Below are 15225 nucleotides of genomic sequence, written 5' to 3' on the forward strand. Positions count from 1 at the left end.
ATTCCGTGGTGCCGAAGAGAGGAATCGAACCCCCGACCTTCTCATTACGAATGAGCTGCTCTACCGACTGAGCTACTTGTGTGTAGGTGCTGCAAAAACGCTAGTTTAAGCGGGTTTTCGGGCAGCAGCAAGGACAGAGCTATCGGGACATTGGGGGACCCTGTGGTACTGCCTGAGGTCCCATTGTGGTACCGCAATGCCCCCTATCCCGGGATGGCCAACCAGTGGCAGATACATTGTCGACCGCCAAAATCTGAGCCGTATGAGAAAGACAGGCCTTCTTTATCCATAGGTTACTGGCACCTTAGCGACTGCCTATGGTTTCCGGACGTGCTGCCGGGCCGCTAACGGAACCCACAAGCGGCTGTGTTGCTATGAATCATGCGAAATCGATAGTCCGTCTGCAATTCAGGGATCTGGCATTCCATTCTGCCTCTTGTAAGATGGAGCCCCAAGAGCGTTCCTGATTGAAGAAGACATGGCCGATAGCCGGAAGTTGGTAAAGGTATTCCTAGGGTCTCCTGGCGATTTGACTGCCGAGCGCCAAGCGGCAAAAGCAGTTGTTGACGAGTTTAATGCGCTGTGGGCCGACGAATTTGGATACCAGGTTGAGCTTGTCGGTTGGGAGGACACTGTTTCGACATTTGGGCGCCCACAAGCGACCATCAACCGCGAGCTAGAGCGTTGTGAGCTTTTCGTTGGGCTTATGTGGAAGCATTGGGGGACACCGCCCAGCACTTCTGGTCCATACACTTCGGGATTCGAAGAAGAGTTTCGGACTTCGGTAGAGCGGCGCAATAGCCAGGGAGTGCCTGAAATTAGTCTGTTCTTCAAGACAATTGAGCAGGAGTTTTTGCGTGACCCGGGGGATGGATTAAAAAAAGTGCTTGCATTTAGGCAAGAACTAATCGATAGAAAGTCTATTCTTTTCGAAAATTTCTCAAATCTCAAAGAATTTGAGACAAAGTTCCATCGTTGCATAGCGCATCATGTTAAGGCTCTTAGAACAAAGGAGCTGGACCAGATTGCTGACCTCAGTCAAGCTCCGACAACTGGAGGGAAACAACAAAGTTCCTCCGGAACCGCCGGCACGGCAGCGGAGTCTCCTTTCTCCGGAGAAGCAGCAAAGTTTCTCAGGGATTTTATTTTACGGATCGAAAATGATCCTGGCAAAGAAGAAACCAAAGCAGTGGAGGTGGCTAGATTTCGACTACTCGCCAATCTGGTGGGGAGTCAAGGAAACGATGCGCAGCCCATTGGCGTTCATGATTTGAATCTGCTCTATACCGCGGGAAGCTACTTCAACTTCGGAAATAGAGAATATCTGGGCATAATAGGAAGCAGTCTCGAGTATTATCCAAATGAGAATGCGCCGCTGTGGGGTTGGTTTGATAAGATTAATGGTTTCGAGCGCCACCTACTGCCAATTCTCACCTTGATGGGTCCCTCAGTAGATCGCCATATTGGTGCATTGAGGGCCATGACCATAATTGCCGAGCCTCTCCATGCTGATCTAAAATTAGATCGGGGGGGCTTCCTCGACGCATGGTTCGCAGAGGACAAAACTGCACCTTTAAAATCAGCCGCTTTAGACTATCTCACGGATTGTGGGATCACCGCAGACCTTGAGGCTGTTCGCAAAGTCGTTGACGGTAATGATAATCAAATCGCTAGATCAGCAACGGAGACATTAATCGCCATTAGCCTTCGGGACAGCCGAGAAAAGGCAATTCGCGTGCTCTACGAACTTCAACCGACATCAATTAGGCGTAGCCTACTAAGGGCCCTTTTCGGTAAGGGTGACACAATTAGTACCGATCTATTGATGGCAGGAGTCGAAAATCAGAGTGCCGAGGTGCGTCAGACTGTGGTCAGCTTACTGAGCAAGCGGCAAGCTTTATCCCGTGAGGTCGCAGAGAGGTTGCTTGTGGATAGTGATGCCGATGTGAGGTACCTGGCAATGCGATCCCTCCTCGCCGAAGGCCGCCATTTCTCTGAGGCTGAGGCCAAGGCTATATTGGTCAAAGAACTTCCTGGCAATGCCTTGAGCCTACTTAGCTTCGGGGATCAGAGTGGTAAGCGTTGTTTAGAACAATTCGAAATTGATCAACTCAGGTCATTATCAGACGAGGAATTGGAGAGGGCCGTCGAGTCCGATTCAATTTTCGACCTCTCGGCAACTTTTGTGCTCGCGGAGCGTCATTTCAATGTCTATGGAGAAAAGATACGAAAATCGATTGACGATCGGTATCAGACGGAATTTCGGGCTGCCTTGGCGCGAATGGAGGCGAGGTATCACGGAGACAGTGATTTGCTAAAAAAAACTCGCGGCTTGGAGACCTTCACCCGCACACGACACACCCGCCGCGCTTTAGATCTAGTTTGTCGCCAACGCTCCCCGCAGGATCTTAATCGGGTAAGGCTCGCCTTGAAGAGCGGAACCCTCGATTACTCTGCAGATGATGCTGAATATTTGTCCAGCTTTGGCGAATGGGAAGATATTCCCCTGATCATAGAATCAACAACTCGCTCTGGTGGAATGACTGCCAGTTTACTTCTGTCAGGTAACGTTGATTCGAAATACGAGAAGGCAGCGCACGCTATATATGCACTAGGCAAGAATCGGCTGTCCGAAGTATTGGCTTTGTCCATCCAAGATAGTCTGCTGGTGCAATTTGTCGGTGTAATCCCAGATATAGAATTCGCAGATCTTGCTGATGTTACAATTGCGCGACTGCTACGATCAGATAGCGACCGGATACGGAAATGTAGCGCTCTGAAAAGTGTCGTCTCTCTCTCAAGGGAGAGGTTACGCGGTCTTCTGGATGCCTACATCTCAAGCGATGAGCAACATTTCTACAATGTTATTCACTGGCTGGATTTTGGGATTTTCGTACCGCTAGAGCGTCTAAGAAGATCCGCACGAATCGCATTAAACAAAGAGATATACCACAACAACGACTGGCTTTGACCATCTATTTTCAGTTCATCGCCTTGGTGCAGGTGATGAATAACAATCAAATCAAGTCGCTTTCGAGGCTCCAATGCGGAAATAACAGAAACATACTGCAAAATGACGTTTAACTCTCTGTTTTGAAGTTGATCTCTCGCTTCTGCCTCGGGTCACCCTTGTGGCAAACATGGCCCCCTCTCTTCTGCCGAAGCTCCCCGGGGGGGCAGGGGTCTATTTCTTGGTGGCGGTCTCACTCGCACAAGGCCGAACAACAGCAATACAGCAAAGGCTTTAGCGGCTTTTTTGAAGTGAGGGCTGGGGTAGTGGGGGGGAGGGGGTACTTTGCCAGCCAGCATCAGCGAGCGAGCCAGCGACCCTCCCCAGCGGCAGCAGCCCTCGGCTTAGTTATCGACGTCGACGCAGCTCCCCCTCAATTGCGTGCTGCGTGCTTCAGTTGCTCTTTCAGTCTCTCAATTTGATTTTTTAGCAATCCGTTCTCATCCTCTAGGCTCTTAATTCTATCTTCCTTCCTGTTGCTCATCTTCGGAATTGATAGAAGCATATCAAGCTCATCCTTGAAGGGCATTATGGGTTGATAGAGTTTATGGAACGCTCGCCCGACAGCGCCTCTGAATAACTCCAACATCGGCGCATGCTCACCGGATGAGAGCACGTGACTCGTCGCAATTCCCGGGTAGGGGTCAATATAGACGATTTTGCTAATTCCGAGCTGATAAGCTTTCTTTGCACACAGCTCACAAGGGCTTGCTGTAGTAAATAGGACGCCACCCTGCAACTGCTGACCACCGTATTTCGAGATTTGAAGAAAAGCATTTTCTTCGGCATGAAGTGATCGAGTGTGAACTTGATTTTTTTCCTTGTCCACCTCATTCTGTAGGTCCTTAAAACAGAAGCAAAGATTCCTACCATTCAGTGTCTTTGTGCCCAAGACCCCCGAAAATTTATGTGAGAGCACTGCTCGGAAGGTGTCATCATTCTTTTCATAGTGGCTGTATGCTTTCTCATCGATGCCATTGAGCAGATCATCGGCACTACGCAAGAGGCATGGAACCTGACCCTGAGCAGAATTATTCCACCCCACTGCCTTTACCGAATAGTTTGCATCCGTAACTACCGCGCCGACTTGCCTTGAAATGCATCCGGAATTGTGCTTAACGCTGTAGGCGATTTGCATGCCACTCTCAATCGATGTAGGCATAATCAAGCCGGGATGCATCATTAATGATACATACCATGCCAATTGACATCTGAGTTGGCTGTGCCCGTACTGATCGGTACGTGGATTGTTTACGTGAATATCCGATACCTCAATGCACTTCTGGATATTCTGGGATGTATATTTTCTGTAGCCACTCAGCTTATCAGGATACTCCTTGGCATCGAGATCGAGAATCTGCTGATCGGAGAATTTTCGACTATTACGCAAATGCGAAAGTCGATTTTCATTAGCTGTATTGACGGCAAGCAAATGAAAGTCTGCGTATCTTTCCTTGAGGAACATGGCCTCATAGGGATTCCGGATTGCGTCGATCACTATATAGCAAGGCTCGCCCTCTTGGTGAGACACAAAGCGAGCCGACTTGATGACCTTATTGATCGTTACGGAGAGGCTAAATATCTTATCAGGATCAAACTTGCTATTGTTAGCGCAGCCTGATGTCCTGATATTGTCTCCCACTATCTGATAGACCCTCGTATAGGCATCAATAGAGAGTTTTCTCAAGTGCTCCCTGAGCTTGTCAGAGAAAATGGGGAGCCATTCAAAATATATTTGATAGGCTGCCTTCTTCTTGTTACCTTGAGACTCAATTGTGTCGTCTTTGGCGCCTAAGTAATCCTTTATCCTTACGTGCGCTTCCTCATACTCTGGCTTGAAGTTCTTGAGCTTATCCCTAACATCGGAAAGATTGTCCCCGAGAATTTCGGCGACAAGTTTTGTAAACTCAGCAAAGCTCAATACAAGGATATAACGCGTAATAACAGATCTCACCTGCAGCCATTTGAAAGGGTGCCAATGGGGTTCAATGTAACGCTTAACTATTCTGAACTTTCGTGCCTCATTTCCGGTGTAATGTGAGGCTCCAGCTTCTGGCAAATTCAGTAGATCACCCGATAAAATCTGAGCAGCGGTGGAGCACCCGGACCCAGTCCTACCTGTCAGTCCAATAACTATAAAATTACTAGACTCCTTAAATACATTCTCCAAGGCAGCCGAAACCTTTTCCACATCCTCCAGCATTATCCATCTCCTTGTTGCTTCTTTTGCACTCAAAGCATTCTAGCAGCATTGACAGCCAGCGGGATCTTTCCGAATTTACCTTCTTGCGTGGCTAACAGGGACACCTCTCATACTGAAGCCGCCACGCTTAGCTCGGAAAGCTGCGGTAGTTAAGGGTGACGGTGATACGGGAGCACCTTTGCTTCTACTCATATCAAAATCCTACCTGTGCCCCCCAGCGTGAAGGCGGAACAACAAACAATCAGAAGGGTCTTTAGCGGTCTTTTTGAAGTGCCTTTCCTCACCACCCGTACGGGGTACCTTGTCTGCTGAGTAGGTACCATCCAAACAAGCCTGATGGACCGCTCGGTATGGAGCGAGAACCTGACCTGCAGCCATAGCACTGGTGAAGGGGGAGGAATCCCTGGCCGGTTCTCTTGGTATTAGGCCAGTGGGCCCATTGAGTTGGATCGTTGGGGTATACAAGCTGAGCCATGGCAAAAGTCCTCATTAACATGGATCATTAGGGTTGACTGTTTGTGATCCACCCCATAGTATTGATCCACCAACCAATTGATCCAGGTGAGCTAGGGGCAGGAAATGAAGACGGTCTACTACGGGCGTATCAGCACCACAGAAGGGCAGACCTCTGCCAGCCAGTATGAGGATGCAGCTAAGCAGGGTGTTGCTGCCAAGCATGTCCATATTGATGAGGGTGTCAGTGGCTACCACGTAGCACCAACAGACCGGGCTGAATGGTCACGGGTCATGGACAAGCTAAGCGATGGAGGGGTTCTGTATGTGCGCTGGCTGGACCGTATCTCACGCCGCTACGATGAGCTGCACAGGACCATGCGGGAGCTGATGGATATGCGCGTGAAGGTGGTCTGTACGCTTAATGGCATGGAGTTTGATGGTCAGGCTACCGATGCCATTGCCAAGGCCACCAGGGACGCTGTATTGGCCTTTATGGCGGCCCAAGGTGAAGCGGATTACCTGAACCGTAGGGAGATGCAGCGCCGGGGGATTGAGGTTGCCAAGCGGGAGCGCCCTGAGAGCTACCAGGGACGTGCCAAGGCTGCTGATGCGGCTGAGGTAGCAGCCTGGAGAGCTGAGAATGGAGCCAGCATTGCCCAGACTGCTGAGAAGTTCGGTATTGGTACGGCTACGGTAAAGCGGTATATGCGGGAAGTGAAGGCTTAGCCATTAGTCCACTACAGATGCGAGCCATTCTCAATACGGAAATTAGGCACTACTCCGCACACGGCCTTTGATGAAGAAAGATGGACAGGTGAGTATCAATCCCCACAGCCCTCCCTCCCGCTAGCTAGCCAACGCACTTGAACCTGACCTCAGCCTCCAAGGGTGTCCAGCCATGGGCCCCACGGGTCTCAATGTCTCCAACGAGTTCCATTCCTTTACCCTGCTCCCGGCAGTAGGCGTCTGCTCGCTTCACAGCCAGCCCCTTAATCTCAGTCCAGGACTTCGTGGGGTTCCCTGCCACACGGCTTTCAACCACGTAGGTCCCACCGCCCCACGGGGTCACGTCCGATACAGATACGCACCCAGCCAAGGACCGCGCCCAGCCACAGCACCATTCTCATTTTTATCCTCATTGAAAGACCGATTTAATCTGGGGCGTATTCTGCCTGAGATGATCCTGAAAAGGGTGGCCAAGGCTGAGAGAGCGCACATGGCTCCAAGGTATGCCGGAGTACCGGGGAACCCCCTAGGTTGCCGCATTCAACAATGAATTGGCCATATGGGCACTCAACGGCGCTTTCAACTCCACCCAAGTCCATAACTCCAGCGTGGGTTTAGTTTTTTTCAGCCACCAGTTTCGAGCCACCCAGCTTTAAGGTACAACTTAAATACTCTTGCTCCCTACCCGAATCATCTTCTTCCTCTGCGCTCTTAATGTGGTTAACGAGGGGGCCGCCAAGCGGATTCGCCGGAAAATGGCATTTTAAGCTAAGCCTAAAAAAGCGGTGGATAATGCGGCTCATTATGCACAATTAGGCATTTTTCGGGGGGTTTACACCTCAACAGAAAACCGATTACATTGCCGCCTCGCGGCAGGAAAGAGCTGTGTATCAGATCAGGCCGCCCTGTATTCATATCGACCGAAAATCACCTAGTGAATAAGTAACCATGTTTGATAACTCCCGCTTTACCTCTGGTGACCTGGAAGCCCTTGAGGTTTTGCTTGCCAAGCTCAAGGAGCAAACCCTGCTCACTGAGAAGCCCGCAACGGAAAAGGCTGAAGAGCAAACCAAGGAGGTCAATTACGCAGAACCTCAGAAGAGTCTCAATTTCCATGAACCTGCTGTATCGGAAAACAGCTTCCAGCAAGGGGCTGCAACTCTTGGAACGCCTGAAGGGGGTCTGAAAATCGATAATTCCACGCACGAATACCCTTGGCACGGTATGAAGGACGCTGAGACCCACAAGGACCGCATTGGCTATGGCTTCAAGCTGGACCCGAAGCTCCATGCAAAAATCCAGTGGATCATGGCCAACTATGGAGGCTATCACTCCATCCAACAATTCTTGGAAAAAGCTGCCAAGGAACACGCCAAGAAAATCCTGAAAAACCATGGCATTGAGTGAATTATTCTACTTGACTCAATGAGTGAGGCTGCAAGGAAAAATGAACGAGCGATGATTTAAATGGAATTTGTAGCCCCCGAGTTCAAGCTTGGGACGAAAACCGAACTCACCCAAGCGCCGAGAGATCGTCCATTCAATGGTTTTCGTATCGCCAAGAGCACGGGGGCTCACGCCTTAATCGTGGATGTGCGGAATCAGATTCAAAATTTGGAATGGCATGACAAGCTGAGGAAACGGGCTCGCAAGCCGTTAGATCAGCAAATGTTCGAGCGTCAAATTGAAGCGCTAGTTTGTGATCTTGCCCACAGGGAACTTACCGTGCCTGGAGGAAAAATCGCAGTGCCTTTCTCAAAGCGAGTCCTGGGCAGCAATGACCGCTACCGCCCTAGAGTGCTGGGGAAAACGCTGCCGGACGTGGCCCGCAAGATGGCGAGACCAGAAATGGAGTTTGCGGAGTTAGAGATTGGCTACCAGAATCCATTTTTAATAGACGGCAACCGGCAAACGATGATGCGGGCTGGCTCAAGACTGAGGGACCGCATTATCGAGCATGGCCTGGGCTTGGAAGATTTCGGCCTGGAGCCAAGCGAGGAAATCATCATCCTCAAGGCAGACAAGGAAGACCATTTCGACAAGGGCAAATGGATTCAGTACGATGACACCCCACAGACCATTGCATTCAGGGAAGAACTGGGGCGCATTAATGGCTGGCTGGAGCGGGCGGACCTGGAATATGTTCCCCTCAATGAAACAAAGAAAGCAGTTGACACATCTTCCCGCAGGCTTCTCCGTGTGTTTAACAATGGGAGCTTTGAGCAAGGTGGGCGATTCTTCGGGGGATTTTGGCTCAGCCTGCCCAAGGATGAGCGGCGATATGGATTGCTGATTGATGGTTTGCCAATAGCGACACTGGATTATGGCCAGATGTGTCCACGGATTCTGTATGGACTAGCTGGTATCCAGCCTCACTTTGAAGACGCATACAGCGTACCGGGTCTGCTCGATCACCGGGACGGGGTAAAGAAAGTGATGAATGCAATGATACACACAGGCAAGCCCCTAGGCAGACTTCCCCAGGGCTCCAAGGCTGGTCTACCGAGGGGGATGACAGTGTATCAAGCGACTAGCCTTATCAGGGACTTCCATAAGCCAATAGCAGAGTCCTTCAATACGGGCGTAGGGCTGCGGCTTTTCTACGAAGAGAGTCGCATTCTGATAAAGGTGCTGACCCGCCTAATGGAACAGGGTATCATCGCATTACCGATTCACGATGCCGTGATGGTATCGGAGGACCACCAGGAAGACACCAAGGACATTATGCTGTCGGTATTCAGGGAATTTACCGGCTTTGAGGGTGTAGTTGGAATCGAAGTGTAATGGTAGTGTTGAGGGGGCTAGGAAAACCAGGGGTCTGCCTAGGTACGCCCCTACTATGCCAGTATTGGCAATGCCATGGACATTGATGTAGGGATACAGCCTAGTCCTATGTCTCTGTATTTATCCATTCCTGTACCATTCACTCACTCACCACACAACCATCCATAGGTACATTCTATTCGATATTAATATAGTGTTGTTAATGGTAGTAATCCTTACCTTCCCCTTATGAGGGGCCCATAACCATATCAATAGACGGAAACCGGGGGCTGCCACTATCTGGCAACAGGATCACCACGGCCCAGCCTATGCGACATAAAGCGCTGTCGCCTTGTCCAGCCACTCCCTCAGCCTCTCCAGAGAATACCCTGACCCGTATCTAGCCCCCATCCCCTGAGCTTTCCAGCCCTGGAGTTGATCGGCTACTGAATCGGGGGCGTGAACTTCTCGTAACAGGTCTCTCATGCCATGGCGCATGGAGTGGATATCCAACCCAGTTGCATCGATACCAGCGGCCTTGAGCCTGGGCCTGACCCATTTAAGCAAAGTGGCGGAGGCAGAATCGGACTTGCATTCCTGGTCGTCCGTGTAGCGAGGAAAGAGGTATGGACTGGCCCCCCGCAGCCGCACAGCCATCTTTACCACCTCCTGAGCCTTTGCCGTTAAAGGTACCTTTCTGGCGCTTTGGTCGGTCTTGAGGCTGCGCCCTGAATGAGGCTTGAGGTCGATGTACGGTACTGCTGCATGGAGGTGGCAGTCGCTCACCGCCAGACCAACAATCTCACCCAACCTAGTGCCGGTCTCTGCAACCAGAGCGATCATGCAGCGAAGGTCATCCAGCCCGGTAGCGTCTATGGCTGCCATGAGAGCCCTGTATGCCGGGACCGTGAATGACTCCCTCTTCTGGGCGTCCTTGCCTAGCCTAGGTATCTCGATGGATGCCCAGGGGTTCTTCAGGTCAAGTTCGTTTTCCTTGGTAGCCAGCCCCCAGGCTGCTTTAAGGGTGTTCAGGTAGCGCTGTACGGTAGTGGTAGCGATTGGCTTCTTACCGTTACCGCCAGTGAGCAGGTGCTTGACGAATTCGTTAGCGTCTGCCCTTCGGTACTTCCTGATGTCTCTATCGCCTAGGTGTTCTATCAAGTAGTTGAAAGGGAAGGTGGCAGTCTTCCTTGCCCTGGGGGTGTGTGCCCGCATCCGAAGGTACATGTCCAGGCAGTCAGAGGCCAGGAATTCCATCCCTCCCTGGGCCATAACCAAGGCTGCTGCCGTGGTTGGTGACAGGTGTTTGTCAATGTCCTGGGGTCCGACCGATATGCCTTGCGTCTGGTCTTGGTACAGGTCATCCCTGGCCTTGACCGATAGCAGGCTTTTTCTCTCGTCAAAGAACGGGGCTAGGGCCTCTTCATGGACCTTGGGGGTGCTGCGATCTACCCCGAACTGTTGCGGGAGCTGTTCGGCCTGTTCAATGGTGGACGGGCGGGTAGGTGATCGCAGGTGAGCCCATGCCGTGTTGGTCTTCTGAACCAGCCTAGCAATCTTCCTGGCGGCCTCCTTGGGGTCTCTGGTATGCAGACACTCCTGGATGAAGGTCTTGCCGCCAAGGTAGGGCTGTATGTCTTCGGGGATTCTGCGCTTGAAATAGAACGAACCCGTTGGGCTCTTCAGCCAGAGGTATCTGACCTTGACTGACAGGATTGCGGTGAGGGGGATGATAGCCATAGCCGTGTGGTACTCCTGAGGTACTCGAAGTGGTACCCACACACAGCGTCGGAATCCTTGGAACCCTTGCCAGGACTGGCTTTCGGGTCAGTGTAGACCCTTTGCGATGGTGCCGAAGAGAGGAATCGAACCCCCGACCTTCTCATTACGAATGAGCTGCTCTACCGACTGAGCTACTTCGGCAACATGTTCCGGTGAACTGGAACAGCCCGCAATAGTAGCAGCGTTTTTCCGCCTTGTGAACCCCTTTTGTGTCGCCCGTGCCATCCGGCCGGGGCCGAAAGAAAACGGGGCGCCACCTGGGCGCCCCCCGTCCTGTTGCCGCGCGGCCGGAATCAGGCCTTGCCTTCGGCTTCCAGGTGGTAGCGGGTGACGCGTTCCACTTCGTTCTTGGAGCCCAGGATCACGGAGACGCGCTGGTGCAGTTTTTCGGGCTGCACGTCCATGATGCGCTGGTGGCCGTTGGTGGCGGCGCCGCCGGCCTGTTCAACCAGCATGGCCATCGGGTTGGCTTCGTACATCAGGCGCAGCTTGCCGGGTTTTTCCGGCTCGCGCTTGTCCCACGGGTACATGAAGACGCCGCCGCGGGTCAGGATGCGGTGCACGTCGGCGACCATCGAGGCGACCCAGCGCATGTTGAAGTTCTTGCCGCGCGGGCCTTCTTCGCCGGCCAGGCATTCGTCGATATAGCGGCGCACGGGCGGGGCCCAGTGGCGCATGTTCGACATGTTGATGGCGAATTCCTTGGTGTCGTCCGGGATCGTCACGTTGGAGTGCGTCAGCACGAAGCTGCCTGCCTCGCGGTCCAGCGTGAACATGTGCACGCCGTTGCCGACGGTCAGCACCAGCGTGGTCTGCGGGCCGTACACGGCGTAGCCGGCGGCGACCTGGTGGGTGCCGGGCTGCATGAAGTCGGCCTCGGTCACGGTCTGGCCCGGCTTGGGCATGTGCAGCACCGAGAAGATGGTGCCGATCGAGACATTGACGTCAATGTTCGACGAGCCGTCCAGCGGGTCGAACATCAGCAGGTATTCGCCCTTCGGGTAGCGGTTGGGAATCTCGTAGAACGATTCCATTTCTTCCGACGCCATGGCGGCGAGGTGGCCGCCCCATTCATTGGCGTCGAGCAGCACTTCATTGGCGATCACGTCCAGCTTCTGCTGGGTTTCGCCCTGGACGTTGCCGGTGCCGGCCGAGCCCAGCACGCCGGCGAGGGCGCCCTTGCTGACGGCGTTGGAAATGGCCTTGCAGGCGCGCGCGACCACTTCGATCAGCAGCCGCAGTTCGGGCTGGATCGTGTTGTGCTTGCGCTGCTCCTCGACCAGGTAGCGGGTGAGGCTGATGCGAGTCATGGTTGGTTCTCCTTGGATGGCCGCAATTCTACATGCCCGGCCGCGCTTGGCCGGGCAAAGGGGGCGTTGGCGCGCCTCCTTGTGTCGTTCCCGCCGCTCAGGTGGCCAGCGCCTTGCCGACGATCTCGCGCACGTCGCGCGACAGCGTGCTGCTGGCGGCGACGCGTTCCAGTTCGGCGCGCATGCGGTCGCGCAGCGCCAGTTCGTACTTCTGCCAGCGGTCCATCACCCGCGCCAGGCGCGCCGCCACTTGCGGGTTGATGGCGTCTAGCGCCAGCACCTGGTCGGCCCAGAAGCGGTAGCCCGAGCCGTCCTGGGCGTGGAACTGGGCCGGGTTGCCGGAGCAGAAGCTGAAGATCAGCGAACGCGCGCGGTTGGGGTTGCGCAGGTTGAAGGCGGGGTGCTCCATCAGCGCGCGCACGGTGTCGATGGTGCGCTTGCCGGCGTGCGGGCCGACTTCACCGCGCTGCATGCCTTGCAGCGAGAACCATTTGTCGATCACCAGCGGGTCGTCCTCGAAGCGCTCGTAGAAGTCCGCCAGCGCGTGCTCGCGTCCGGGGGCGAAGCTGTTGACCAGGGCCGACAGCGCGGCGAAGCGGTCGGTCATGTTGTCGGCGTTCTGGTACTGCTGCTCGGCCAGCGCCTGCATCGCGGCATCGCCGCTGTCGGCCAGGTAGCTGAGCGCCAGGTTGCGCAGTGCGCGCCTGGCGGCGGAGGTGGCATCGGGCGAGTAGGTGCCCGGCGTGGCGTTGCCCTCGTAGGCGGCGAGCCAGTCGGCCTGCAGTGCGCGCGCCAGGCCTTCGCGCATGAACTGGCGGGCGCGGTGGATGGCGGCGGGATCGGCCACGCCCATGCGCTCGGCCAGGTAGGCCTCGGCGGGCAGCACCAGCGCCTGTTCGCGGAAGGCGGGGTTGAGCGTGTCGTCGGCCAGCACGGCGCCCATGGCCTGCACCAGCGCGGGCTCGAGCTTGAGCTCGCGCCCGGCCTGCACGTCTGCCACCAGCTGCAGCAGCGCGCGCGTGGCCAGGCGCTGGCCGGCTTCCCAGCGGTTGAAGGCGTCGCTGTCGTGCGACAGCTGGAAGGTCAGCTGCGAGTCGGTGTACTCGGCATCGACGATCACAGGCGCCGAGAAGTTGCGCAGCAGCGAGGGCAGCGGGGCACTGGCGCCGCGCGGCAGGTTGATGAAGCGGAAGCGCTGCTCGGCCTGCGTGAAGTCGAGCACGCGCGTGGTGGCTCCGGGCGTGCTTTCGCCTTCGAGCTGCAGCGGCAGGTCCTTGCCGTCTGCGCCAAGCAGCCCGAGCGCGAACGGGATATGGAAGGGCTGCTTCTCGGGCGTGCCGGCGCGGGTCTCGATGCCGACCTTGGGGCAGCGCTGCGACAGCGTCAGCGTCAGGCTGCCGTCGTCGCCGTTCCAGTCCGTGCGCGCCGTCACCACCGGGGTGCCGGCCTGGCTGTACCACAGGCCGAACTGGCTCAGGTCGCGGCCGTTGGCATCGGCCATCGCCGCGCGGAAGTCGTCGCAGGTGACGGCCTGGCCGTCATGGCGCTGGAAGTACAGGTCCATGCCCTTGCGGAAGCCGTCGCGGCCGAGCAGGGTCTGGTACATGCGCACGACTTCGGCGCCTTTCTCGTACACGGTGACCGTGTAGAAGTTGTTGATCTCTTCGTAGCTGTCGGGGCGCACCGGGTGTGCCATCGGGCCGGCGTCCTCGGGGAACTGCACCTGGCGCAGCACGCGCACGTCCTCGATGCGCTTGACTGCGCGGCCGGATTCCGAGCCCATCATGTCGGCGGAGAACTCCTGGTCGCGGAACACCGTCAGGCCTTCCTTGAGCGAAAGCTGGAACCAGTCGCGGCAGGTCACGCGGTTGCCGGTCCAGTTGTGGAAGTACTCATGGCCGACCACCGCCTCGATATTGGCAAAGTCCGTGTCCGTGGCGGTCTGCGCGTTGGCCAGCACGTACTTGGTGTTGAAGATGTTCAGGCCCTTGTTCTCCATCGCGCCCATGTTGAAGTCGCCCACGGCGACGATCATGAAGCGATCCAGGTCCAGTTCCAGCCCGAAGCGGCGCTCGTCCCAGCGGATCGAATGGACCAGCGAATCCATGGCGTGGCGGGTCTTGTCAAGGTCGCGCGCCTCGACCCAGACCTGCAGCAGCTTGTCCTTGCCGGAGGTGGACTGGATCCGTTCCTCGATGCATTCGAGCTTGCCCGCGACCAGCGCGAACAGGTAGGCCGGCTTTCGGAACGGGTCTTCCCATACGGCTTCATGGCGGCCGTCGGGCAGTTCGCGCTGGCCCACCAGGTTGCCGTTGGACAGCAGCACCGGGTAGGCGGCGCGGTCGGCGCGCAGCGTGACGCGGTAGGTCGCCATCACGTCGGGGCGGTCCAGGAAGTAGGTGATGCGGCGAAAGCCCTCGGCTTCGCACTGGGTGAAGAAGTTGCCGTTGGATACGTACAGGCCCGACAGCGTGGTATTGGCCGCGGGCTGGCACGCGGTGGTGATCTCCAGCGTGCCCTGCGCCGGCAGGCCGGGGATGGTCAGCGTGCCGGCATCCTGGGTCGCGTTGGCGACCGGCTTGCCATCCAGGCTGACGCCGATCAGTTCGAGTTCCTCGCCGGCCAGCACCAGCGGTGCGTCGGGCGCGCCGGCCTGGCGCGCGAAGCGCAGCGTGCTGGTGACCATGGTGCGCTGGGGATCGAGGTCCAGCACCAGCTCGGCGTGGTCGATGGCGAACGGCGGCGGGGTATAGTCCTTGCGATAGACGGTAACGGGCGTGTCGGTGCGCAGCATGGAAAGATCCTGTCTTCGGAAGACCGTTAGGAAAGGGGGGCGGGCCATGCGCGCGGCAGCGAAGCATGGCGCTGAAGTCCTCATTGTAGCCAAGGGGTCGAGGCGCGGCCCGGCGCAGCACGGCATCGGCATGCTGCGGGGAATTCCGCGCCGGCGGCGTGGTCTCAGAGACACGTGGATA

At 55.6% G+C, this 15225-nt stretch carries 8 protein-coding genes and 1 tRNA gene; 4 read left to right on the forward strand and 5 right to left on the reverse strand.

The window, feature by feature from the left end; translation table 11 throughout:
- The first annotated feature begins 478 nt into the window (after positions 1–478).
- On the forward strand, positions 479–2971 hold the full coding sequence (locus AC07UK_RS19825; RefSeq protein ID WP_494686215.1) for a DUF4062 domain-containing protein: 2493 nt from the start codon (positions 479–481) through the stop codon (positions 2969–2971).
- A 412-nt stretch (positions 2972–3383) separates the two neighbouring features.
- Here AC07UK_RS19825 and AC07UK_RS19830 read toward each other — a convergent pair whose 3' ends face one another.
- Positions 3384–5213, reverse strand: a complete 1830-nt coding sequence (locus AC07UK_RS19830) for a hypothetical protein (RefSeq protein WP_494686214.1) — start codon at positions 5211–5213, stop codon at positions 3384–3386.
- Between the two features lie 579 nt (positions 5214–5792).
- Here AC07UK_RS19830 and AC07UK_RS19835 point away from each other — a divergent pair.
- From AC07UK_RS19835 to AC07UK_RS19845, 3 genes are all read left to right on the forward strand, one after another.
- The gene (locus AC07UK_RS19835; protein WP_494686213.1) at positions 5793–6395 is read left to right on the forward strand and encodes a recombinase family protein; all 603 of its coding nucleotides are present in this window, start codon (positions 5793–5795) and stop codon (positions 6393–6395) included.
- A gap of 948 nt (positions 6396–7343) precedes the next feature.
- On the forward strand, positions 7344–7802 hold the full coding sequence (locus tag AC07UK_RS19840; RefSeq protein WP_494686212.1) for a hypothetical protein: 459 nt from the start codon (positions 7344–7346) through the stop codon (positions 7800–7802).
- A gap of 60 nt (positions 7803–7862) precedes the next feature.
- Positions 7863–9179 (forward strand): hypothetical protein, encoded by a 1317-nt coding sequence (locus AC07UK_RS19845; RefSeq protein WP_494686211.1) that lies wholly within the window; start codon positions 7863–7865, stop codon positions 9177–9179.
- A gap of 306 nt (positions 9180–9485) precedes the next feature.
- Here AC07UK_RS19845 and AC07UK_RS19850 read toward each other — a convergent pair whose 3' ends face one another.
- The 4 genes from AC07UK_RS19850 to pepN form a co-directional block, all read right to left on the reverse strand.
- The gene (locus AC07UK_RS19850; protein ID WP_494686210.1) at positions 9486–10898 is read right to left on the reverse strand and encodes a DUF6538 domain-containing protein; all 1413 of its coding nucleotides are present in this window, start codon (positions 10896–10898) and stop codon (positions 9486–9488) included.
- A 107-nt stretch (positions 10899–11005) separates the two neighbouring features.
- A tRNA-Thr gene (locus AC07UK_RS19855) sits at positions 11006–11081 on the reverse strand.
- 152 nt (positions 11082–11233) lie between these two features.
- Positions 11234–12250 (reverse strand): class 1 fructose-bisphosphatase, encoded by a 1017-nt coding sequence (locus AC07UK_RS19860; RefSeq protein ID WP_013955968.1) that lies wholly within the window; start codon positions 12248–12250, stop codon positions 11234–11236.
- Positions 12251–12347: 97 nt separating this feature from the next.
- Complete coding sequence (pepN, locus tag AC07UK_RS19865) at positions 12348–15044, reverse strand: aminopeptidase N (RefSeq protein ID WP_494686209.1); 2697 nt, start codon at positions 15042–15044, stop codon at positions 12348–12350.
- Between the last annotated feature and the right edge of the window lie 181 nt (positions 15045–15225).

Source organism: Cupriavidus sp. GW821-FHT07C08, assembly GCF_059419025.1.